This is a genomic window from Pseudotamlana agarivorans (assembly GCF_018860245.1).
Classification (GTDB): Bacteria; Bacteroidota; Bacteroidia; order Flavobacteriales; family Flavobacteriaceae; genus Pseudotamlana; species Pseudotamlana agarivorans_A.
Window position 1 is genome coordinate 297,065 of record NZ_JAHKPD010000013.1, and the last position, 24,632, is coordinate 321,696.

The 24,632-nt window shown below is 35.7% G+C and carries 16 protein-coding genes; 15 read left to right on the top strand and 1 reads right to left on the bottom strand.

Features of this window, described 5'->3' with window-relative positions; genetic code table 11:
• Positions 1-31: 31 nt before the first annotated feature.
• The 7 genes from KO493_RS09825 (at position 32) to KO493_RS09855 (ending at position 10,595) form a co-directional block, all read left to right on the top strand.
• Complete coding sequence (locus tag KO493_RS09825; RefSeq protein WP_216067781.1) at positions 32-778, top strand: HpcH/HpaI aldolase family protein; 747 nt, start codon at positions 32-34, stop codon at positions 776-778.
• 233 nt (positions 779-1,011) lie between these two features.
• Positions 1,012-2,670 carry a sulfatase gene (locus KO493_RS09830; protein WP_216067782.1) on the top strand — a complete coding sequence of 553 codons (1,659 nt, stop codon included), beginning with the start codon at positions 1,012-1,014 and terminating at the stop codon, positions 2,668-2,670.
• 32 nt (positions 2,671-2,702) lie between these two features.
• Positions 2,703-4,340 carry a T9SS type A sorting domain-containing protein gene (locus tag KO493_RS09835; protein ID WP_216067783.1) on the top strand — a complete coding sequence of 546 codons (1,638 nt, stop codon included), beginning with the start codon at positions 2,703-2,705 and terminating at the stop codon, positions 4,338-4,340.
• A gap of 4 nt (positions 4,341-4,344) precedes the next feature.
• On the top strand, positions 4,345-6,195 hold the full coding sequence (locus KO493_RS09840; RefSeq protein WP_216067784.1) for a CRTAC1 family protein: 1,851 nt from the start codon (positions 4,345-4,347) through the stop codon (positions 6,193-6,195).
• Positions 6,196-6,205: 10 nt separating this feature from the next.
• Positions 6,206-7,231: an SMP-30/gluconolactonase/LRE family protein gene (locus tag KO493_RS09845; RefSeq protein ID WP_252723208.1), complete on the top strand. Its 1,026-nt coding sequence runs from the start codon at positions 6,206-6,208 to the stop codon at positions 7,229-7,231.
• Between the two features lie 62 nt (positions 7,232-7,293).
• Positions 7,294-9,675, top strand: coding sequence for a beta-galactosidase (locus tag KO493_RS09850; RefSeq protein ID WP_216067785.1), 2,382 nt, complete (start codon positions 7,294-7,296; stop codon positions 9,673-9,675).
• Positions 9,676-9,677: 2 nt separating this feature from the next.
• Positions 9,678-10,595, top strand: a complete 918-nt coding sequence (locus KO493_RS09855) for a family 16 glycosylhydrolase (protein WP_216067786.1) — start codon at positions 9,678-9,680, stop codon at positions 10,593-10,595.
• Between the two features lie 157 nt (positions 10,596-10,752).
• On the opposite strand, the gene KO493_RS09860 is transcribed toward KO493_RS09855, so the two are convergent.
• Complete coding sequence (locus KO493_RS09860) at positions 10,753-12,363, bottom strand: tetratricopeptide repeat protein (protein ID WP_216067787.1); 1,611 nt, start codon at positions 12,361-12,363, stop codon at positions 10,753-10,755.
• 137 nt (positions 12,364-12,500) lie between these two features.
• Between KO493_RS09860 and KO493_RS09865 the strand changes: the two genes are divergently transcribed.
• The 8 genes from KO493_RS09865 (at position 12,501) to KO493_RS09900 (ending at position 24,585) form a co-directional block, all read left to right on the top strand.
• Entirely contained in the window at positions 12,501-14,141 is a 1,641-nt protein-coding gene (locus KO493_RS09865) for a sulfatase (protein ID WP_216067788.1), read from the top strand.
• A gap of 12 nt (positions 14,142-14,153) precedes the next feature.
• A complete protein-coding gene (locus KO493_RS09870) occupies positions 14,154-16,076 on the top strand; it encodes an FAD-dependent oxidoreductase (RefSeq protein ID WP_216067789.1) in 1,923 nt (640 codons plus the stop codon).
• A gap of 55 nt (positions 16,077-16,131) precedes the next feature.
• On the top strand, positions 16,132-17,193 hold the full coding sequence (locus KO493_RS09875; RefSeq protein WP_216067790.1) for a hypothetical protein: 1,062 nt from the start codon (positions 16,132-16,134) through the stop codon (positions 17,191-17,193).
• An 18-nt stretch (positions 17,194-17,211) separates the two neighbouring features.
• Positions 17,212-18,651, top strand: coding sequence for a carbon starvation CstA family protein (locus tag KO493_RS09880; RefSeq protein WP_216067791.1), 1,440 nt, complete (start codon positions 17,212-17,214; stop codon positions 18,649-18,651).
• 45 nt (positions 18,652-18,696) lie between these two features.
• A complete protein-coding gene (locus KO493_RS09885) occupies positions 18,697-20,175 on the top strand; it encodes a sulfatase family protein (protein WP_216067792.1) in 1,479 nt (492 codons plus the stop codon).
• Between the two features lie 348 nt (positions 20,176-20,523).
• A complete protein-coding gene (locus KO493_RS09890) occupies positions 20,524-22,434 on the top strand; it encodes a sulfatase-like hydrolase/transferase (RefSeq protein WP_216067793.1) in 1,911 nt (636 codons plus the stop codon).
• Between the two features lie 502 nt (positions 22,435-22,936).
• Positions 22,937-23,962, top strand: a complete 1,026-nt coding sequence (locus KO493_RS09895; protein WP_216067794.1) for an XdhC family protein — start codon at positions 22,937-22,939, stop codon at positions 23,960-23,962.
• Positions 23,963-23,979: 17 nt separating this feature from the next.
• Positions 23,980-24,585, top strand: coding sequence for a nucleotidyltransferase family protein (locus KO493_RS09900; protein WP_216067795.1), 606 nt, complete (start codon positions 23,980-23,982; stop codon positions 24,583-24,585).
• Positions 24,586-24,632 lie beyond the last annotated feature (47 nt).

Sequence of the window (24,632 nt, forward strand, 5' to 3'; positions counted from 1 at the left end):
TAACAAAATAAATATAATAATACACTTGAATATGAGTTTCTTTGAAAAGAAAAAATTTGTTGTGGGACCATTCATGAAAGTGAGTGACCCTGCTTTAGTTGAAATAGCTGCTTTTTCCGGCTTCGACTTTGTTATCTTAGATTTAGAACATGGCCCAAATAGTATAGAAACGATACAAGGTCATGTTAGGGCAGCACAAGCTAAAAATATTGTACCAGTAATACGTGTGCCTGAAATTAACGAGAATGTGATTTCTAAAGCCTTGGATATAGGGGCAGATTATGTGCAAGTACCACAAATAGAAACAGCCGAAGATGCTAGGCGGGTGGTAAAAGCGGCAAAATTTTATCCAGAAGGGGCGCGAGGTGTTTGTCGTTATGTGAGAGCTGCAGACTATGTAGCTATGCCTAAAGAACAGTACTTTGGACATGCCAATAAGGCTACAGGTGTAATCATACATATAGAAGGGAATATAGCTTTCAAAAATATTGATGAAATACTTAAAGTAGATGGGGTAGATGTTATTTTTATTGGGCCTTATGATATGTCGCAATCATGTGGCGTACCAGGTCAAGTTGATCACCCGAAAGTGATTTCTCAAATGAAAGAAATTGTAGATAAGGCGGCCTCTCTCGGTAAAGTCGTAGGTACATTTGTAGAAAGTCCAGAGTCAGCAAAACAATGGATTGATTTAGGTGTAAAATATATTGCCTATGCCGTTGATGTAGGCATATATTATGATGCTTGTAAAACCATTGTGGATAAGGTTAACGCCTAAATTACTTATCGTATTTATTGTTTACTACTTCGCTTGTTAGATGGGGTGAAATTCCCCTAATCGTATTTTTTTAGAATAAAACCCATTGTAATTTAAAAGGCAAGATATAGTTTGGGTAAAATTCGATTGTGATTAGGTAAATTATATTAATATGAATTTTGTTAAATTCATTTAATTTGATTAACAATTTGGCATTGGTGGTCAAATACATTTTAATTAAACCTATAATAGTAATGAAATTACTTAAGATACTTATTCTATTGGCCATTTTTGTAGGCTGCAAATCGAAAGAGGAACAAAAAGAAGAAATAAAAAAACAACCAAATATTTTGTTTCTTGCTGTTGATGATTTACGACCAGAAATTGGTGCGTATGGTTCTGATATAGCACTGACGCCTAATATTGATAAGTTGGCTTCAAATGGCTTGTTGTTTAATAGAGCCTATTGCCAAGAGCCTATATGCAGTCCTTCAAGAGCTAGTTTAATGACTGGTGCAAGGCCTGAGTCAATCAATGTTATTGAAAACTTCACATATTTTAGAGAGGCCAATCCAGATATTGTTACGCTAGCGCAGCACTTCAAAAGTAATGGTTATGAAACCGTGCATACGGGTAAAATATTTCATAAGCCAGCTTGGTCTGATAAAGAATTGTCATGGAGTAGAGAACCTGCCTATGATAAAATGACAGTAGAAAAAAGTAAAACTCCAGGAGGGTACGCACTTCCTGAGAATCAAGCTTATGCTAAAAAAAGCCAAGAAGAGGTCATTGCAAAATATGGTCCTAATGCTCCTAGAAATGGGTTAGGTAAAGGACCTGCCTATGAAAAAGCCGATGTTCCAGATTATTTTTATGAAGATGGTTATAATGCTGAATTAGCAATAGCAACGCTAAAAGATATGCTAGAAAAGGACCCAGAAAAGCCGTTTTTTCTAGGTATGGGTATGAAAAAACCACATTTAGAATGGTTGGCACCAAAGAAGTACTGGGATATGTATGACCCTTCTAAAATTAAATTAGCAGCACAAAAGCAGGGACCTGAGAATGGCGCTTCCATGGGGTTACACCCATCATTCGAATTAAGAGCCCGATATGGTATTCCTAAAAAAGGCCCTATTGATGATGAAATGGCCATTACTCTTAAACATGCTTATCTGGCCTGTGTTAGTTATGTTGATGCTCAAATTGGTAAAATGATTGATGCTTTGGATGAAGCAGGTCTTCGAGAGAATACCATTATCATTTTATGGAGTGACCATGGTTGGCATCTAGGTGATATGGGTATCTGGGGAAAAGCGACCAATTATGAAATAGCAACACGCGTACCGTTGGTTATTTGGACTCCAGATATGCCAGACGAAAACAGAGGCAAAAAAACGGATGCCTTAGTAGAATTGGTTGATATGTACCCAACACTTGCAGAGCTTGCAGGCTTGGATAAGCCAGAGCATTTAGAAGGCTATAGTTTTGTACCACTTCTAGAAAACCCAGAAAACCCATGGAAAGAAGCTGTTTTTAGCCAGTTTCCTAACCCGGCATTGAGAGAGTGGGCTGCAAATCCATTGTCAGAGGGTATGCGAGAAACCTATTTTGGGCCATTAATAGAAGAGGTGGAAGGCCGTATAAAAAAACAAATGGGCGATAAATGGGATAGAGATTTGTTTGAAAACAAAGTTATGGGCTATGCTATGCGTACGGCACGCTATAGATTTATTGTTTGGAAAGACTATACAAAGCCGGATAGCGAACCTTTGTTTTATGAGCTGTACGACCATAAAACAGATCCAAGTGAAACCAAAAATATAGCAGATGATAATCCGGAGCTTGTAAAAGCGTTGCTAGCACAATTTAATAAAGGTTGGCAGGGAAACCTACCCAAAGTGTCGTCTTAAGAAAACGATTGTTGATAATTAAAAATTAGAAGATGTATAATAAAGAAATATTGAAGGTTGTTACTGTACTTATTTTGGTGCTTACTACAACTAAAATACTGGGGCAAAACCCTTTTACAGACCCGTCAAATACAGATGGTTGGGTTTTAAATACGACCATTAGTGATGAGTTTAACGGAGGGGAATTAGATAAAACTAAGTGGTGGATTCTTGGAGAGAATGGCGATTATAGAAGCAAGTGGAAAGGAAGAGCTCCTGGTCAATTTGTTCCTCATAATGTAAAAGTAGAGGGCGGAGATTTAGTTTTAACAAGTCAATGGGAGCCTAGTTACACATTTGCCAATGCGAAACAGGATGGTACGTATTATGGAGGTACTTCAACTAATGCAGATAATAGTAAGCCTATTACCCAGGCCTGTGTCATGAGCGAAACATTTTTTAAGTATGGTTATATGGAAATTAGGGCAAGAATAGCCGATGCGCCAGTAACTTCGGCTTTTTGGACCACAGGTTACCATTCCGAAATAGATATGGTTGAAAACTATGGGAAGCGCCCGATAGGAAACCCCCAGGGTACAAATGCCTCAATTGAAAGAAAACAGAGAACTAATTTGATTAATTGGGATCCAGATATTCCGGCAAATCATGAAAATTGGAAGGTAGATAATGATATGGGCATTCGATTAGCAGAAGATTATCATGTATATGGTTTTGAGTGGGACAAAGATTATATAAAAACTTATCTAGATGGAGTTTTGTTAAGACACGTTACGAGACAAGAACTAGAAGCTAATGATCAATGGAGGCATGATGCACCTCAGGAACTGTGGTTTGATTCTGAAGTGTTTTCTTGGTACGGACTACCATCTCAAGCTGATTTGTCTTCTCCTGCGGAGTATAAAATAGACTATGTTAGAATATGGCAAAAGGAAATTAACGGCCCAAGTTTTAATGCTTTGGGTTTCGAGGGACCTTTCTATTTTCAAGGCAGAAGTCAAGCTTGGTGGAACTCACCAACAGCGGAATGGCGTATAAAAAATGAAAAACCGGCATCGGGCGATTTTAGTATAAGATTTCAACATTCAGGGACGTTTTCGGGTAACTACACAACCTTTACGCCTTATGGCTCATTAAGTTTGCCTGCTGGTAGTAATCGGGTAAGTTTTAAAATTTGGATAGACCCTAGTACGTCTATTAGTGAGCTCAGAATGGTTTTGGAAAACCCGTCGGCTGCTATTAATATTGATGTTTCTGGTGTGCAAAAGGGACAGTGGGTAGAAGTGTCTAAAACGTTCAGTAGAAGTGTAGCTTCGAATCCAAGTATTGAAAACGGGGATAGAATAAGGTTAATGTTACAATCTGATAAAGTAACCGGTTCGCAAGCCTTGTTTTATATTGACGATATCTTATTTGATAACACTTTAAGTACGGCAAAAGTAAATGCTGTTGATTTTTCAATTTATCCTAATCCAACAAAAAACACCATAAATATAAAATCACCTTTAAACGGCGTTGTGCAAGTGTTTGATATGGCTGGAGCACTGGTGAAAACTTTCGAAAAACAAACGCTTACTACAAGTGTAGAAGATTTAAAGTTAGCACCAGGCGTGTACCTATTTAGAATCCAATCTGCTCATACGTCAGCATCAACAAAAGTTGTAATTAAATAAAGCCATGAATAAAACAATTAATACATATAGCTTGTCTTTTGTTTTGTGCCTGTTTTGTTTTGCGGGAATAGCACAGAATAATAAAGATTTATCCTTTTCTGAAAATACAGAGGTGGTTCAATTTGAAGAACGCTCGCGTAGAAAATTTGACAACGCCGTTATAGCCGATTTAGATCAAGATGGTTGGATGGATTTACTCTTAATAGAACACTCTCGTAGAGTAGAATTGTATTGGAATAACGAAGGGAAATTTGAGCGCGGTGAACCATTCATTTTTGGGGATACTCATGGCATGACGGTGGGCGATTATAACCAAGACGGCCTATTAGAAGTTTTGGTCCAACCCGGAGGAGGTGATGGCAAGAACCCGAGAAAATTAAGAGCTTACACGATAAATCTTGACAGAACCATTTCCAAAGAAACAGAATTTAAACATTTTGAAGCTAGTCGTGGTCGTGCAGTTAAATTTTTTGATGCTAATAATAATAGCAAGTTAGATTTAATTTTATCAGCCTTTCCTGCTCAAGGTAAATACGAAAGAGCCCATTTTTTATACAAAAGAGACGACGCACAAGATTTTTCGTTTGAAGATTTATTGCCTTATGCCGATAGATTTAATATGAGAACCACCATAACAGATTTTAATAATGACAATATTAAAGATTTTTTGTTTTATGGCGGAAGTAAAGTTATAGCCGTTCAAGGCAATAAGGATTTTGGTTTTTCAGATGTTACAAATACGGTTTTAGGCGATATATCTAAAACCAATTTGGTGAGTAGTATTTCTGAAATAGATTTCGATAATGATGGTGATTTCGATTTGTTTCTAACCCGAGCAAAGCATCCGTTTGATTCTGAAGCAGATTATAATAAAACAGATAAAACCTTTTACTTCCTCGATAGAAGGAAACCATTTATGCATGATAGTATAAAAGTTAAAGGTGATTTTAAAATGGAAAACCTTCAAATGGCATACCCACATTTTGATGTGTTTATTGGAGCCCAAAAAAAGCTGTTTAAACGTACAGAAGACCAACATGGGCATCATGATTTAACGCTAACACCCAAAGAGGCCCAAGGTTGGCCTGAAGATACTTCTAAAAAAGGGTTATATATTGGTTATTTAGGTGATGGTTATTGGCGTATTGGTGGCTATACAAATGCCCCAACAACCGGTGTAATTCATAATGTCATTGAAAAACCTGAAACCATAGAATTGAGAGCACTACCTGCTAAATTATTAGAAAATAAAAACGGAAAATTTGTAGAGGTAACATCACAATTCGGTATTCATATAAACGAGCAAACTACAAGTTCGGCAGTAGGCGATTTCAATAACGATGGCTGGTCAGATCTTTTTGTGGCACGTTATGGAAAATCGGCATCTATTATTGAGCAATTCTTGTATTTAAATAATGAAGGTAAAGGATTTCAACTTTCAAAAAACCATGGTATTGTTAGACAAGAACGTGGTAGTACGGGTATGGGAGCCGAAGCTTTTGATTATGATAAAGATGGTGATTTAGACATTATTTACGCCAATGAACGTGGCCGATGGCATTTGTTTACCAACGCGCTTAATTCCAGTAATAATTTTGTGGTGGTTCATGTGGGAAGTTCGCCTTCGGGTAAAACTTCAGCTATTGGTGCGGTTTTGCAATTAACGGTTAACGGTAAGGTGTATAAACGTGTAGTAGGAGCTACCTCATCATCATATTCTCAAGGGTTAAATACCTATTTACATATCGGTTTGGGCAAAAATAAAACCATTGATAAAGCTGAGGTTACCTGGAGTAATGGGGAAACTTTAAAGTTAAATATATCTGAAATTAATAAAACATACCACACAAAATAATATGAATAAAATGAGAAAGATTCAATCCATACTATTTATTGTTTGTATAACTTTAGGATGTTCGGCACAAGATAATATGCTGTTAACCGCAAAACTATTTACGGAATTACCAGACAGTTGTCCAACACCAGATGCTTTTGATGTGGCACCAGACGGTAGTTTAACCTTATCTTGTCCTAATTATGCCGACAAAACAAAACCAGGAGTTTTAATGCGTATTTCTAAAGATGGCACGGTTACAAAATTAGTGGAGACACCGGTGTTAGCAGCTTCTGGTATGTCTAAACCTATGGGCATTGCCTACGATGATGAAGGCGTACTCTATGTTTGCGATAACCAAACAAATAAAGGAAGGATTTTAAGGATGACTTTCAATGGTAACAAATTAATGTCTACCGAAATTGTGGCTTATGGTTTCTATTCAATAAATGGAATTCGTTATCATAAAGGACATGTTTATATTACACAAACCAATTTGCCAAAGCTTAAAACAGATAAAGTAGTTGGCGCGGTGTACCGTTTTAAAACAACCGACCGTGATATAAAAGTGAATAATGATACTAAGGATACTAACTTAATTTACACATCGACAACTCAAAATACAAATCGTCAAGTGGGACTAGATGGATTGGTTTTTAATAAAAAAGGTGACCTGTTTGTTGGAAATTTAGGGGATGCTACTATTTATAAACTGACTTTAAATGCCGATGGAAAAGTTGAAAACGAATCCGTTTACGTAAAACTTCCAATAAACTCAGCTCCAGACGGCATTAATATAGACGCTAAAGGCAATTTATATGTAGCGGGTTTTTCGCAAAACCAAATTTTTAAAATAGATACCAATCAAAAGGTAAAACTTTTAGCGCAGTATCCAGATAACAACGGGGCAGATGGTGGTTTAGATCAACCAGCAGATGTTATTGTTTATAATGGTAAACTCATAATCTCAAATTTCGATTTAATGGTAGCAAAAGGCATGAAAAATTCTAAACACGGCAAACCGTACACCATTTCATTTATAGATTTAAAAGAATAATGTACCAATTCTAAATTTAATAAAAACATTCAAAATATAAATACTAATAAAATTTTGCAACCATGGATATTTTAAAATCTAATTTCTTAAATCTTACTATTGGCATGTTTCTAGTGGCTAGTATGTGGTCTTGTGAGTCGGAAAAAACACTCGAACAAGACGCTTTATCTAAAATTGAAACCCTAGAAGGACTTATGGATAAAGCCAAAGCCAAATCTATAGATGTGACTCGTGAAGAAACCACACTATGGTTTGCAAACGAATTTTTAAAATTTGCTAAATGGGATGAAAACAATCAAGAAGCTGTCACAAAAACATTTGGCTACGAGCGCTTTTATGCTGAAGATAAGGATTCTCTGGCTAAAGCGTTACCAGATTTTGAACGGGAAAAGGTTATTCAGATTTTAGAAAAAAGTATTGCAGATTTAATTAAAGAACTTAATGGCGAAATTAAGCGTCGTCCAGTACATAAAGTCGATTGGCAAAATGCCAAAACGAGCGATAATATGATAGTAAGTAACGGTAAACCATCGTTCCCATACGATTATTTCTCTAAAACAGTTGGACAACCCTTAACTAACACGCAGATTTATAATGATCACCTTGGAGCCCTTTACCATGGTGGAGAAAACTTATACCCGGTAGACCACGATCGTGCTATAAACTCCTTTTTATTGAAAGAAGACGGTACCTTCGATGAAGAGTTAATGAAAGAATTAACAGAAATTCCAGATACCAATATTGGCTTTTTATACTATTGGTCTATGGGGATTCCAGAATGGGTAGAAAAGCAAGAACCAGAAATTAGAAAAGGTCGTTCTTTATTTACAGGTTTCGATATCGATAATCCAGTTGCAAGAGATTTATGGGGGAAAATAATCCGTAAAACAGGTGAATTAACCAAAGGAAAAAAAGTGACCGAATTAGGCTTTGTTTTTGCCAACGAACCGCACTGGTATTCTGAAAAAGGCCATTGGACGTACCGTTATAAAGAAATGAATGGTATTTCAAAATATACTTTAAATAATTTTAGAAGCTGGTTAAAGGAAAAATATAATAATAACATTACCGCGCTAAATGCGAATTGGGATACCTCATTTGCTAATTTCAATAGCATTGAAATAGAAGTCCCTATCGATTCGGCATTACAAGGCCAACCGGTATGGTTTGATTGGTGTCGTTACAATATGCACAGAAGTACATCGTGGTTTAAATTTATGCAAGACGAATTGCATGCTGTAAATCCAGATGCCGATACGCATATTAAATTATTCCCACGAACATTTTATGAAGATTCGCGTTCACACGGAATGGATTTTGAAGCCTTAACCGAATTAACGACTATGATAGGGCACGATGCTAAAGCCTTGGGAAGCCCAAGTATTCGCCCGCATATCAATTCAGATTGGCATAAAAATTACGCCTACAAGTGGGATGGAATGGCTATTTTACACGACTTTTTAGAATCTGTAGGTCCAAATAAAATTAATATAAATTCAGAATCTCATTTTCTGTCTTCAGGAATGTGGCGCGATTTAGATACCAGAACCAGCTATGTGCGAAATGTGTATTGGTTGGCAACATTAATGGGCATGGATGCCAACATGGGGTGGTTTTGGGCACGCGATCCAGACGGTTCTCCAGAGGATAGGTTAGAAGGCGATTTAGATTTCTTCGATCCTGGTTTAGGAGGTGCTTTTGCAGGTTCAAACAATATGCAACCTCATGTTTCAAATGAAGTAACTCAAGTCATGTATGATTTGAATTCGTTTTCAGAAGAAATCATAGAACTACGTAAACAACCACGTCCACTGCGTTTGTTTTATTCTGAAACGTCAGCCATTAATACCCCTAATTATATGACGCAAACAGGTAAATTGTATAAATCGCTGTTTTTTGAAGGATTACCATTAGGGTTTGTAACCAAAAATATTATCGAAAAACAAGATAATAACACTTGGAATACTGTAATGGTTTATAAAACTAAATTCGTTACAGATGCCGAATTCAACGCTTTACAACAATTTTTAAACCAAGGCGGCACCGTTATTTTAGACGCAAAGGAAAGCATTTCTATGAACGAATATGGTAAGAAACGTAGCCAAAAACTAGCAGCAGAAAACGGGAAATTAATTGTTTTAGAAAATGCAAGTTTGTCGGAAATAAAAGAAATTGGATTAGCTGAAGTCAGTAATTTAATGCCAGATGTTATAGTAGAGTCCGATAACGGACAAGATTTTAAAACCACCATTTCGCGAGTGGTAAAACAAAAAGATGGTTCGTATTTGGTGAACTTATTGAATGTTGGGCACAATACAGCTAAAATTAAAGTGTCTCTAAAATCAGGAGCGCCAATTAGTATCAAAAATTTAATGACATCGAACCCTGTTGAATCGGAGTTTAACTTAGCTTCAGAAGAAGTGCTTCTACTTGAAATTAAATAAGTATGAATCGAGTCGCTTTTATATTTACCTTTATTTTGTTGCCTATTTCTTTGATACAGGGGCAGAACCCTACAGTGTCTTCAAAACCTGATAGTAAATGGCAACTAGTAGATGATTTATCAGATGAATTTGATAGTGATAAAGTAGATTGGAAAAAGTGGTTTCAAAATTCAAATTTGCCAAATACAACAGGTTGGAAGTGGAATAACGAATCGAATGTTAAGATTAACAATGGCGTAGCAGAATTAACTATGCGTCATAATGAAAACAACTTATCCGATAATGGAACATATTTTAAATCGGGTATTTTAAAATCTAAAGGCAGATTTACTACAGGGTATGTCGAAGCCAGAATTAAAGGGGCGGTAATCGATGTACCCGGACCAAAAAACGGCTATGGCGTTTGTCCCTCGTTTTGGTTGTACAGTGATTTTGATAGAACCGTTGCGGAAGGTAAAACGGTGTATTGTGAAATTGATGTGGTGGAGCTACAACAGTTCGATTGGTTTGATGGGCACCAAGATGACATAAGGGATACCGATCATAACCTGCATCTTGTTAAAAAGATTGACGGGAAAGATGTATGGTTTCGGCCAAAACAGCATGAAGAAACACAATTGAATAAATATAGACTTAATGACGACCCAAGCCAAAACTATCATGTGTATGGTTGCGAAGTGAATGAAAATGAAATTATATGGTATGTTGACGGTGTGGAAATAGCCCGAAAACCAAATACAGATTGGTACAGGCCAATGCATGTCACGGCGTCCCTCGGTTTAAGACGTCCCTTTGTAAAGTTTTTCGATAACGCCAATCGAGCCGTTAACCCTTTAGAAGATGAAGAGGCCAAAAAACAACTGGGAGGCATGCCAACCACGATGTTTGTGGATTATATTAGGATTTGGAAAAAGAAATAATAGTATCATCTATGGTTGTGAAAAAAGTGTTTTCCAGCCTAATTATCGTAGTTGCCATAAACAGTTTAGTTAGCGCACAAATTTTAACAGTACTAAAGATGACACTATTCTAAAAAATGTAAACTTTACAATTTCAGATTTGAAATAATTGCAAATATTAAATTGAATTTATAAAGTTGGTTAAGTTTATATTTCTTTTTAGCTTCATTTTTTTTCTCAGTCTATGACGTGCTACATGTACACTTCCTAAGGAAATGCCTAATAAATAAGACATTTCTTTTCCTGTGAAATTTAATTTTATTAACGCACATATTTTAAGGTCTGCTGCACTTAAATTGGGCACTTTTTCTTGTAAACGCTCATAAAAACCAATATTTTGAGACACAAAACGTTTATTAAAAGCATCCCATAAGCTTTCCGACTGATTTTCAATTGATTTAATTAAAGGTTTTGAGCTAGCGCTTTTATCATTGTTTTTAATATAATTGCTGAGTTTATTGATGATTTCTTCTTTTTCAATAAGCTGAAGTGTGCTTGTAGTGAGTTCTTTATTTTTAATATCAATTAGATCTTGTGAGCTTCTTTCAATTTTTTGATGTTTTTGTTGCTTTATTCTCGACCTAATAATCAATCCTATTATGACGCTTACAAAAAGCACTATGAATAATAAAACCTTTGATTGTAAAGCTTCTTGTGTTCTTTTGGCTAACGCTATTTTCTGAGTATTAATTTGTTTGTTTTTTGCATCAATTTGTTCTTTGTATTGGTCTTTAACGGTTAAAAAACCAGCATTATTATCATTTCTAGGGTTTAAATACTGATCATTAATTAAGCTGGCTTCTTTAAGCTTTTTATAAGCTTCGTTATAATGTTCTTGGTTAAATAAAACTTCGGCGTATTGTGTATTAATAAAAGCCCTGTAAAAGGTTGCTTCGTTAAAGTAATCCGGTGCATTTAGTGATTTTTCAAAATATTGTTTAGCTAATTCAGGGTTGTTTTTCTTTAAGTAAATACTCCCAATTCTTGCATAAAGTATAGTTAAAAAATTTTTGTGAAAATGGTATGCTTTGGGCTTTAAATTTTGAATTTTTGAAACCGAGTTTTGAAGAAGCCCTAAAGCAGTATGGTAATTGTTATTGCGCTCTTCAATACTTGCACGTTTTTCATCTAAATAAATTTGATAAACATCAAATTTATTTACTTCCTTCGCTAAGGAATCACATGTGTCCATAAGTGTTTTAAGTCTTCTGTCATCACTAATGCGTTGGTTATACATTATTAAATTATAATACGATCTTAATACGTCTAATGTGCTACATGTTCCTTGATTAAAAGCAACATTGTAAAATTTATTTGCTTTTTTAAAGTTGAACCCTGCTTCGGCATCTTGCTTAAACATATAACTTAAAACACCTAGTTCTTCGTGAGCTTTGGCTATTAAAAGAGTGTCTCTTATTTCTTCAGACAAAAATAAAGCCTCACCAGCATTTTTAAAAGTATCGTCATAATTAAGCGTAAATCGTCCATAAGCACTTTTGGTGATTAAATAATGGATTAACTTATGTTTGTTGTTTGTGACTTTAGCTTCTTTTTTTACGTTGTTTAAAATGACTGTAACGGAGTCTAAATCTGTGTTTTTTTGTATGATCCCAAAGTCATAATATGTTTTAAATTGTTGTCCATGTAATAGTGTTGTAATACTTAAATTAAGTATTATAATAAATGTTTTTAAGTTGTAGTTAAGGGTTAGTTTACTGAAGATTAACAAGTTGTTATGATTTATGTTTTGTTGTTTGTTAAGTTGTAAATTTAGTGAAATTAATCGATGTTAAGTTTTTGTAATGGTGTTTTTTGTGTGTTAATTACCTTTTGATTGTATGTTTGGTATACTAAATTAAATTTTAAATGAAACCACTTATCTTGTTGATTTTTATAATTACTTTTTGTAGTTGTGAACATAAATCAAATGTAACCCCTTCAAAGCCAAACATACTATTTATAGGTATAGATGACTTACGTCCAGAATTAGGTTGTTATGGTTCTGATATAGCTATCAGTCCGAATTTAGATAAGTTAGCAAGTCAAGGGATATTGTTTCAAAATGCTTATTGCCAACAAGCTATTTGCGGACCAAGTAGGGCGAGTTTATTAACAGGTATCCGACCAGAGACTAGTGGGGTTTTTCATAATTATATAAAATTTAGAGATGTTAACCCCGATGTGGTGACACTGCCACAACATTTTAAGAATAATGGTTATGAAACAGTTTATACTGGGAAAATTTTTCATCACGGCGATTTAGATGATGAAAAATCATGGAGCAGGTTACTTGCTATAGACAGTATGACTTCAAAAGGAATAAAATCTCCTGTTGGTTTTGCTTTAGAAAAGAACATTAAAGAACGTGCTGAAACTCGTAAGGATATGATTGCCAAATATGGTGATGTGGCCAAATATGGTTTAGCCATGGGGCAAGCTTATGAAAGTGCCGATGTGCCTGATAACACCTATAGTGATGGATATAATACCGAATTGGCCATTGCAACCATGAAAGACATGCTATCAAAAGGAGATAACCCCTTTTTCTTAGGCTTAGGTTTTAATAAACCACATCTCAATTGGGTGGCTCCAAAGAAATATTGGGATTTGTATGATAGGGACAAAATAACATTAACTGCTCAAGATACCATGCCACTTAATGGTGCTCAAGTGGGGCTGCATCCATCTTTTGAGTTGCGAGTTCGGAGTGGTATACCTAAAAAAGGCCCTATTGATGCCGAATTGGCAAAGACTTTAAAACACGCTTATTTAGCCTGTGTGAGTTATGTAGATGCCCAAATTGGAAAAATGATATCAGGTTTAGAAGAGGCTGGAATTAGAGATAACACCATAATTATTGTGTGGAGTGACCATGGTTGGCATTTAGGTGATATGGGCATATGGGGAAAAGCAACAAATTATGAAATTGCAACTCGAGTACCCATGATGATTTGGACACCAGATATGCCCAAAGGCAGTCAAGGGAAAACAACCGATGCCTTAGTGGAATTAATTGATATGTACCCAACTTTATCAGAATTAGCAGGTTTAGATATTCCAAAACATGTTGAAGGCACTAGTTTTGTGCCTTTGATAAACGAACCTGATGCACCTTGGAAAACAGCCGTTTTTAGTCAGTTTCCATCTCCTGCTTTAAGAGAATGGGGTGCATATCCTATTCGTCCAGCTATGCGGGAAACCTATTTTGGTCCTTTGTTGGAAGAGGTTGAAGCACGTATTATTAAGCAGCAAGGAGATACATGGGATAGGGAGATGTTTGAAAATACATTAATGGGTTATGCGATGCGAACCGAGCAGTACCGCTTTATTGTATGGAAAGACAGAGCGGAATTAGAAAAAGAGCCCGTGTTTATTGAGTTGTACGATCACAGTACAGACCCAAATGAAACCAAGAATATAGCAAATAATCATCCAGAATTGGTAGCTAAACTGATGGCTCAATTCAATAAAGGATGGCAAGGCAATCGCCCTCAAGTAAATCAATAAAAAATTAGGAAGATGAAAAGAAGAGAGTTTTTTAAAAAAGGTTCTAAAGCAGCTATTGCTGCAGGTGTTGTACCCATGATTGCGAGTTCGTGTTCTGGCGCTAAAGACATGGTATACGATAGAGATCAGGACAAGTGGTATCATTTAGGTACGGGAAAAACAGGCATGCCAAACCGAAAGAAGACTGTTGGATATGATGTTGCGGTTGTTGGTGGTGGTGCTGCAGGTATTTGTGCAGCTGTTGCAGCCGCACGTAATGGGTCTAAAACGGTTTTGATTCAAGACAGACCAGTCCTTGGCGGTAATGCGTCTAGCGAAATGCGTGTGCATTTAAATGGGGTTAACGATATTGGTGGTCAAGCTGAACGAGAAACGGGTATTATAGAAGAGATATTATTGCATAATAGATTTGAAAACGAACAGGAATCTTTCCCGGTTTTTGATCATGTGATGTATGATTTTGTGGTGAGAGAACCCAATATCACATTGATGCTAAATACACAAGCTATTGAAGCAGTAATGGATGGTGATAAAATAAAGTCAGCCTTATGCTGGCAAGGGACTACTGAAATGCTGTACACCATAAATGCGCCTATTTTTATTGATTGTTCTGGTGATGGTTTATTGGCGGCTACCGCAGGAGCCGAATACAGAACGGGTAGAGAAGGAAAGGCAGAATTTAATGAAACCTATGCGCCTGATGAACCAGATGGTTGGCAGATGGGAGCAACACTCTTAATGTCTTCAAAAGATATGGGGCGACCTATGAAATATTCTCCACCATCATACGCCATAAAATATACTCATGAAGGCGCTAGTAAAAGAAGAAAATTTGCTGGATATCATGAAGGAATTTGGTGGATAGAAGTTGGAAGTGACGATGATATTATTGCAGATTTTGAAGAAAATCGACATAAATTAATGGGGTATTTACACGGGGTTTGGGATTATATTAAAAACTCTGGTAATTTCCCTGAAGCAGAAAATTTAGCGTTGGATTGGGTAGGTTCTCTGCCGTGTAGACGTGAATCTCGTCGTTTTATTGGCGATTATTTTGTTTCAGAAAAAGACATGACAGGGCATAAGCACTTCTTTGATGCTGTGGCTTTTGGTGGTTGGTCCTTAGATGAGCATAACCCCGGAGGTATCGAAAATATATCAGAACCGCCAAGTTATTTTCATTACCATTTTAAGAATGTTTATGAGTTTCCTTTTAGAGCCTTATATTCAAAAAATATATCTAATTTAATGTTTGCTGGGCGTAATGTGAGTCAAACTCATATTGCGTTATCTTCGTCTAGAATTATGGCCACTTGTGCATTGCAGGGCCAGGCTGTGGGAACGGCAGCAACAATTTGTAACAGGGAAAATATTTTGCCTAGAGAGGTTACAAAATCTCATATTAATGAGTTGCAAGAAATGTTACTTCGTGACGATGCATTTATTCCTAATAGGCCCGCAAATGATGCCAATGACTTGGCAAGAAAAGCAAATTTGATTTTTGGATCCACTACGTCTTCAGGAGATGCTAAAAATTTAACTAACGGGATGTCTAGGGATATTGATGGTGCTATTAATCATTGGCAATCGGATGGATTGTCCGCTGAACTTCAACTGGAATGGGAGTCGCCTCAGTCGATATCTAAAGTAGAGCTTAAGTGCGATACCAATGTAAAACGCAACATAATGATGCGTAAAGATAGTAGGAATGATGATTTGTATTATAATGGTGTGCCAAAAGAAATGCTGAAAAGTTTAAGTTTGCAAGGCCGTATTAATGGTCAATGGCAAAATTTAGGACTTATAGATAATAATAGAACACGCCTGATTAAGTTTAGTTTTGAAAGTAAATCAGTGACCGCTATCAGGATAAAAACGACAGAGACATATGGCGCCGAAAACGTGAAGCTATTTGAGGTAAGATGTTATGCTTAGTAAAACCATTATATATGTTTTTTTTATAGTTCCTTTCTTGTTTTTTTTTCAAAACGTGTTTGATTTTGATGAGAAACATGAAATCATTCACACTATTTCAGTAAAGCATCCTGGAGAAAAACCACCAATTACAGTGCAGCTTACTGAAGTTCAAGATGAAACAGGGCTTCCAATAGGTTACCACACTAATGTAGAATCAGTAATATGTCTTGAGCAGGTTTGCAAAGTGGTAGCAGTTAAGTTATATTGGAACAATATTGGAACCTATCAAAAATATGAACTGAACCCTGGAGAAACTCTTGAAAAATATGAGGATGATTTTTTTGAAGCTGAAGATTACAAAAAATTACATACTATTTTATCCAATACGGCATCGCCTTATGGGGAAGTCAGGCTGGATGAAGTCTTAACCGTTATTGATGAGACTGTTGAAGAAGTTGATGCTGTTTCGGGAGCTACGGCTTTAGAGCTGGATGAAAAGGATACGGTTCCAGGTGCAGCCTTAACCTGTTTCACGTTATGGCATTGGGCGCAAGGCGATTTAGTTTCCGTTATGAAAAATATAACAGCTAAAACTATTAACGGTGACCATATTTTGGAGTTCCTAAATCTTGAAAGTAACACACATTATTTATTGGCAATTGAGGAGCTGCAAAAAAGAAAAATATATTCAAAAGTGTATGTAGAGGCCGTACTAAATAGAATTTCTAATGATAAAACATTATTACGAAAATCACTAGAGTATATACAGTCAGCACCTAAAGACGTATATCTTTCTTTTGCAAAGCGATTAGTTGTAAATGGGGGGGAGGCGGAAAGGATAGCTGCTTTAAAATCGTTACAAAACATAGGTTTTAACGTGGAAAAGTCTTTTTTTGATGATTTAAGCAGCGCATTAAAACATTTCAATACGTATCAGGAGTTTTCTGGTTTTTTAGAATTAATGCAAACTAGAAATCCAGATTCTGCAATAATTACAGCGGCGGTTGTTCCGATGTTAAATGAAGATTTTTTAACAGCACGACGTGCCTATTATTTTCTGCTTAATCAAAATTTAACGGCAGAACAAAAGCATAAAGTAGAAGTTTTTCACCAAAAATATAGTGGTAAATTATAACCAAATAAAAACGAAACAATGATAAGTTTTATAGTAAGTATAGTGGTTTTAGTTGGTGGTTATTTTGTTTATGGAAACTATATTGAGAAGAAATTTGGTGTTGATACTAACCGGCCAACACCAGCCATTTCAAAGCAAGATGGGGTAGATTTTGTTCCTCTGGCTTTGGGCAAAATATTTCTCATTCAGTTTTTAAATATAGCTGGGTTAGGCCCTATATTTGGAGCAATTGCTGGCGGGTTATGGGGTCCAGTGGCCTTTCTGTGGATTGTATTTGGTTCTATTTTTGCCGGAGCAGTGCACGATTATTTCTCTGGCATGTTATCTATAAGGCATAATGGAGACAGTATTCCTGAAATTGTTGGGAAATATTTGGGGACAGGTGTTAAATATTTTATGCGCGTTTTTTCTGTTGTATTGCTTATTTTGGTGGGTGTTGTTTTTGTAAAAGGGCCAGCCACCATATTGTATGAGCTTACAGGTGTAAGCGTTTCAGTTTTGGTTATCATCATTTTTGTTTATTATTTATTAGCAACCATGATTCCTATTGATAAATTAATTGGGAAGGTGTATCCGTTATTTGGTTTGTCGCTTTTGGTGATGGCCGTAGGTCTGTTTTTTGCTTTGTTATTTCAAGATTATGCTATTCCAGAATTATCGCTTCAGAATTTAAAGAATATGCACAGTAACCCTGAAATTTACCCTGTGTTCCCATTACTTTTTATAACCATTGCCTGTGGTGCCATTTCAGGTTTTCATTCTACGCAATCTCCCTTAATGGCGCGGTGTATTTCTAATGAATCCCAAGGAAAAAAAGTCTTTTTTGGAGCCATGATTACTGAAGGTATAGTCGCATTAATCTGGGCAGCTATGGCTATGGCGTTCTTTGGTGGCGTAGAAAAGTTAGGTGAAACTATGGCACAAGAGGGGCATAACGCGGCATGGGTTGTTAATATTATTTGTAACACTACATTGGGCAAAATTGGTGGTGTTCTTGCCGTTTTTGGTGTGGTTGCTGCACCTATTACTTCGGGTGATACGGCTTTTAGAAGTGCACGATTAACCATTGCTGATGCTTGTAACTTCAATCAATCCAGTATCTTTAAAAGATTAATGGTGACCGTTCCTATTTTTTTAGTAGCCATTGGGTTAACGCAAATTGATTTTGCCATTATTTGGAGGTATTTTGGGTGGTCTAATCAAATGTTGGCAACCGTGGTGCTTTGGGCTATTGCTGTTTATGTGAAACAACAAAATAAAAGTACTTGGTTTATATTAATTCCTGCAGCGTTTATGACAGCCGTGGTAACCACTTATATTTTAGTTACTCCAGAAGGACTGCAGTTGGATTATAAATTGTCGTATACATTAGGTATTATTGTTGCTTTAGGATTATCATTTTGGTTTTTGTTTTCAAAAGGTAAAAATGAATTTGTTTTAGGTAAACGCGAACAATAGTCGCGATGCTTTACTTGGTAATTTTGATTACTTAAATTTTTAATTATGATTAAGAGATATCTTCCATTAGCTTTTTTATTACCATTAGCCTTAATCTTTTGGGCTTGCTTAGGTGCAAAAAATCAACCAACAGAATCTAAAAAAACGGCGCAATCAAGACCAAATATTGTTGTTGTTTTGTGCGATGATCTAGGGTATGCCGATGTAGGTTTTAATGGATCAAAAGACATCATAACCCCAGAATTGGATAAATTAGCCAATAATGGTACTATTTTCTCATCTGCTTATGTGCCTCATGCGTTTTGTGGCCCAAGTAGAGCAGGAATAATGACCGGTAGATATCCTCACGAATTCGGTTCGCAATTTAATCTTCCTGCCAATAGTTTAGTTTACGGCGATGAAGGGATTCCCGTAAGTGAGACCTTCTTTAGTTCGGTGTTACAAGAGTCTGGTTATTATACTGGTGCTATAGGGAAATGGCATTTAGGCGATAAACCACAATTTCATCCTAATAAAAGAGGTTTTGATGATTTTTACGGATTTTTAGGAGGTGGTCATAATTATTTTCCTAGTGAATACCGACCTAAATACGAAAGGCTAGTTGAAGCAGGAAATACGAATATTTGGGATTATCTATTACCATTAGAACATAATGGCGTTGAAGTTCAAGAAACAGAATATATCACAGATGCCCTATCTCGAGAAGCTTCACGTTTTGTAAAAGAAGCTTCAAAAAAAGAGGAACCGTTTTTCCTTTATTTAGCATATAATGCACCACATACGCCTCTGGAAGCCAAAGAAGAAGACATGAAGGTGTTTGATAATATAAAAGATAAAAATAGACGTACCTATGCAGGTATGGTATATGCCGTAGATAGAGGCGTGGGCGAATTGGTGAAAACATTAAAAGAAACCAATCAATTTGACAACACCCTGATAGTCTTTTTAAGCGATAATGGAGGTAGACCTGATAAAGGCGCAAATAATGCACCATTAAAAGGTAGAAAAGGGGATACTTATGAAGGTGGTTTTAGAGTGCCAATGTTTTTCCATTGGCCAAATAAAGTACCTTCGGGGAAACACTTTGAATACCCAGTTTCTGCACTTGATTTTTATGCCACCTTCACAGGATTAGCAAATGCTAAAATACCAGAGGGTAAACATTTAGATAGTAAAAATATTTGGGATGATGTTGTGGCAGGTAAAAACCCACGTGCTGGCGATCCTATATTTTCTATGCGTCATCGTAGTGGCTTTTCAGATGTTGGAGTAAGACAAGATGAATGGAAAGCAACAAAAGCTTATAACTCGCCATGGAAACTTTATAATATTAAAAAGGATATTGGTGAAAAGCATGATTTAGGAACTAAACATCCTAAAGTTCTTAAGGAAATGGTTTCTAAAGCGGAGGCTTGGAGTAAAACCCATACAGAGCCACAATGGTTTGATCCTGAAAACCTGAGTAAGGTTTGGAAAGAAGACCATATGGGGGCGTTTTTAACGACGTTTGAAATTTCAGAATAAAACGTACCTGTTATGTTTTAACTATAATAAATAATTGTCAGTTCGAGAGCCAATTTAAAAATTTTGAAAAACGGCGATATTGACGAGAATTAAATTTTTGCTTTATAGTCCCTTCAGATTTTAAAACCTGAAGGGACTTATCATTTCAATGATAGGTAAGAGATAAAAAATACTATCAAGCAGTAATTATTGTAAAGAAGAAGGAGTTTTAGCTTTTTAATTCCATTCTTGAATTATAGTAAAGAAAATCAAAAGAATGAGGTAATATTTTACAAGTTAGAGGTAATATCCTAATAGCACCTTTGGTTTATTCAATTTATTTTTATCTAACCAAAACTAAATTGAATAATGACTCAAATTTTACTTAACAACAGAACCCTTTTTAAATTAATAATTTGCTTAATATGTGCTTCCTATTCATTTGGACAAACACAAGGAAGTAGACCCAATGTCATAGTGATTTTAGCCGACGACTTAGGCTATGCCGATGTTGGTTTTAATAGAGATTCTAACTTTCCTGAAGATCTAGGGGTTATTCCAACACCAAACATTGATGCATTAGCAGACCAGGGTGTAATTTTAAATAATGCCCATGTAGCGCACCCATTTTGCGGTCCAAGTAGGGCAGCAATCATGTCTGGTGTGTTACCACATAGATTAGGTGCACAATACAATCTACCTAACGATGTAACCACAACATTGGGGCTTCCTACAAGCGAAACGTTTTTTCCAGAAATACTTCAAGATAGTGACTATAACACTGCAGCCTTTGGAAAGTGGCACTTAGGATTTGTTGAAGGACAACATCAACCTCTAGATAGAGGGTTTGACTATTTCTTTGGTATGTTAGGAGGTGGTAAAGGTTATTTTGAAGAAAAATATGAAGATTCCTTTTACAGAAGAACTGGAAATGGTGTTGTTGTAACCAATGAATACCAAGACCCATTATGGAGGAACAGAGCTTATGTTGATGAAAATGAATTTAGCGATGCACCAGATGAAGATTACTTAACGGATATTTTAACTGATGATGCTATTGATTATATAAATACTAATGTAGGTAAGCCTGATCCGTTTTTTATGTATTTAGCATATAATGCACCACATACGCCTTTGGAAGCGCCCTCTGATGAAATAGCTCAATTTAAGCTAGATAATCCAAATTTTGAAGATTTAATAAGAAATAGCGCCTATATAAGAGAGTCAAATCAGGTAACGAAGTGGCCAGAGGCAGAGCACCCTGCTAAAATTGAAGAATTTGTTGAAGATCGTGTTATCTATGCTACTATGGTAACCAATATGGATGCCAATATAGGTAGATTAGTTACTGAATTGAAAAAAGATATGGATGTGTTTAATAACACAGTCATTATATTTTTAAGTGATAATGGCGGTTATACCTATAGTAAAGGCGCTGTAAATTACCCACTTGACGCCTTAAAAGGAAGTGTAAATGATGGTGGACATAAAGTACCTATGTTTGTGCATTGGCCAAATGAAATTTCTGGGAATACCACGTATGACCATCAAATAAGTTCTTTAGATTTATACCCTACACTTGTAAATTTGGCAGGTGCAGCGGTGCCAAATGGAAAAATAATTGATGGTGTTGATTTTATGGATAAGTTAATTGCTGGGCAAGACGCTAGACCAGATGAACCATTGCTTATTATGAGACCGTATAATGGCTTTCATAATGGAGGTATCGCTTACGGGAAATGGAAAATAGTTAAGACTGGAGGTAATGGTGACTGGCGTTTGTATGATGTTTTAAATGATCCAGGTGAAACCACAAACCTAAGAAGTTCTGAACCTAATGCTGAACAAATAATTCAAGATATTTTAGATAAAGCGGTTACCATTGTGGCAGATTTCAAAGATGTAAAACCTGCTTGGTATGACAATGATGGTGATGGTAGCGGTCACACTCATAGTTTTTTATGGGACGATGGTACTTTGCCAGGCTATGATAGGCTCTTAGAAAGCTCATCGTTAACACTTGGTGTTGAAGAAATTTTAAAATCGGAATTAAGTATTTTTCCAAATCCATCATCAGACTTTTTTAACTTGAATTTTAATAAACCAATTAATGATTTGGAAATAGAAGTATTGTCTATGTCCGGAGAGATCATAAAGAAAGTATCAGGTAAACTTATTAATAATCCCAGAGTAGATGTTTCTAATTTATCTCAAGGCTTGTATCTCTTAAGGGTGAAAGCCGATGGTGTTGTTTCAATTGAAAAGGTTATGAAACTTTAAACTGCTTTAAGAAAATGCGGACGAGTTCTATTCATATAAATAAGGACTCTATTAGATACTAATTTCGACTTCTATTCGTGAGTAAAAGTTGTTTTGTGTCTAAAATTATCTTTAATACCGGTAATTTCTATTGTAGACTTTACCGGTGTTAATATTTTTTGAGCTAAAGTTGTTTTTATTATTGAAAGTAAATTGGGTAACAAAGTCAGTTTTATAATTAATCAAATTACAACTTAAATCTCTGTTAGCTAGGGGTTCATGTGCTTTCTAAACTTTTTTTTGTTACCAATGTTTTTGTGAATGTAGTACTGCGTAATTAAAGGCAACTAAATAGGTAATTATAAGGAATATGGGAGTTTGTTATTTCCCTAAATTCATTGGAAATTCGCTACATACGAAGAGGTTATTTAATTAAATATTTTTGTTGTCTTATTCTGAATTTTTTGTCAGATTTTTAATGAAATTGCTTTTTAGTTGTAATTAATAATTTTAAATGCCAGTAATGACTTTTGAATTTAAAAAAATAATAGACGCTTATTTTGAAGCAAAGTCACATAAGCTTGATTGTGTTTTGTCTACGGTTGTACACCTAGAAGGATCGTCTTATCGCAGGCCAGGCGTTAGGATGTTAATCCAGTCCAATGGTAAAATGATTGGAGCTGTAAGCGGTGGTTGTGTAGAACAAGAAGTGAAACGTCAAAGTGATTCTGTTTTTGAAACATCGATTTCAAAAGTTATAAAATATGATGGTCGTTATAGATTGGGATGTGAAGGTGTACTCACCATACTTATAGAGCCTATGAGGTTAGATGATTCATTTTTAAATATTTTCAGAACTTTTTTAGAGGAACGAAGGCTTTTTAAAATTGACACCTCTTATATGATGGAAGTTGGTGTAAATCAAATATTAGGGTCTTCCATAGTGTTAGGGGATAAAATATATCCACTTTCAAATAGAAACGCCAATTTACATGATGTGGAAAGTGTTGAAGTATTTTCGCAAATTTTAAAACCCTGTTTTAGACTTGTTATTTTTGGATCAGAGCATGACGCTGTACAATTGTGTCAGTTTGGGCAAATAATAGGTTGGGAGGTTATTGTTGTTTCAGATCTAAAATCGAGTAAAACTATAAATGATTTCCCCGGAGCTTCTGTTTTCTTAACCGTTGAAAACGGAGCCTTTGATGTTAGCCTGATTGATAGCCAAACAGCTATTGTTTTAATGTCTCATAATTTTGCTGGCGATTTAAAAAACCTTTTAAGTTTGATTCATTCCAAACCTGTATATTTAGGTTTGCTAGGGCCTGCAAAAAGAAGAGATCAACTTTTATCTCAAATGTTAGAGTACTTAACTGAAGATATTTCTTCTGACACTTTTTTTGATCGTATTCATGGTCCGGCAGGGCTCAATATAGGAGCAGAAACACCACAAGAAATTGCAATTTCTATTATTTCTGAAATATTAGCTGTAGTACATCAACAAAATCCAATGTGTCTTTCAGAAAAATTGGGAAGTATTCATGCATAGATAATATATACCTCTTTATGGCTTCTTCAAAATTACCGATTATAATATTAGCGGCGGGTGAATCAAAGAGAATGGGGACTGCTAAACAGTTGTTACCTTGGGGCAATTCTACCTTAATTGAGTATGTTTGTAAAACGGTTTTGAAATTAAACCCGGTGGAAATCTTTGTTGTTTTGGGGGCGAATTATTCGAAAGTGAAAGCCGTGTTGGATTCATATCCAGTTACTATTCTTAAAAACGAATCTTGGCATTTGGGGTTGGGTACATCAATAAGTTGTGGTGTACAGCATATAGTAAATTCAAAAAAAAAGCATGATGGTTTTCTAATGGTTTTAGGAGATCAACCTTTTGTAGATGTTTCGCATTTGGAACGACTGATTGACGCATACAAACCAAATTCTAAGCAAATTGTAGCAACATCATATCATAAAAATAAATTTGGAGTACCTGTTGTTTTTGATGCTACATATGCCAATTCTTTAATTAGTCTTGTGGAAGATAGCGGAGCTAAACATCTTTTGAAAGCACATTCAAAGTTTGTACAAACTGTTGTTTCAGATAAGAGGACCGTTGTAGATATAGACTCAGAAGCTGATTATATAGCGCATTATAAAAATAAATGAAATTTAATGTTTATGATCAACTTTTTATGTTCAGTTAATTATAGCTT

Coding starts and splice junctions, on each gene's coding strand:
- KO493_RS09825 (WP_216067781.1), top strand. CDS start 32: ATGAGTTTCTTTGAAAAGAAAAAATTTGTTGTGGGACCATTCATGAAA.
- KO493_RS09865 (WP_216067788.1), top strand. CDS start 12,501: ATGAAACCACTTATCTTGTTGATTTTTATAATTACTTTTTGTAGTTGT.
- KO493_RS09845 (WP_252723208.1), top strand. CDS start 6,206: ATGAGAAAGATTCAATCCATACTATTTATTGTTTGTATAACTTTAGGA.
- KO493_RS09850 (WP_216067785.1), top strand. CDS start 7,294: ATGGATATTTTAAAATCTAATTTCTTAAATCTTACTATTGGCATGTTT.
- KO493_RS09890 (WP_216067793.1), top strand. CDS start 20,524: ATGACTCAAATTTTACTTAACAACAGAACCCTTTTTAAATTAATAATT.
- KO493_RS09885 (WP_216067792.1), top strand. CDS start 18,697: ATGATTAAGAGATATCTTCCATTAGCTTTTTTATTACCATTAGCCTTA.
- KO493_RS09835 (WP_216067783.1), top strand. CDS start 2,703: ATGTATAATAAAGAAATATTGAAGGTTGTTACTGTACTTATTTTGGTG.
- KO493_RS09855 (WP_216067786.1), top strand. CDS start 9,678: ATGAATCGAGTCGCTTTTATATTTACCTTTATTTTGTTGCCTATTTCT.
- KO493_RS09895 (WP_216067794.1), top strand. CDS start 22,937: ATGACTTTTGAATTTAAAAAAATAATAGACGCTTATTTTGAAGCAAAG.
- KO493_RS09840 (WP_216067784.1), top strand. CDS start 4,345: ATGAATAAAACAATTAATACATATAGCTTGTCTTTTGTTTTGTGCCTG.
- KO493_RS09900 (WP_216067795.1), top strand. CDS start 23,980: ATGGCTTCTTCAAAATTACCGATTATAATATTAGCGGCGGGTGAATCA.
- KO493_RS09880 (WP_216067791.1), top strand. CDS start 17,212: ATGATAAGTTTTATAGTAAGTATAGTGGTTTTAGTTGGTGGTTATTTT.
- KO493_RS09870 (WP_216067789.1), top strand. CDS start 14,154: ATGAAAAGAAGAGAGTTTTTTAAAAAAGGTTCTAAAGCAGCTATTGCT.
- KO493_RS09830 (WP_216067782.1), top strand. CDS start 1,012: ATGAAATTACTTAAGATACTTATTCTATTGGCCATTTTTGTAGGCTGC.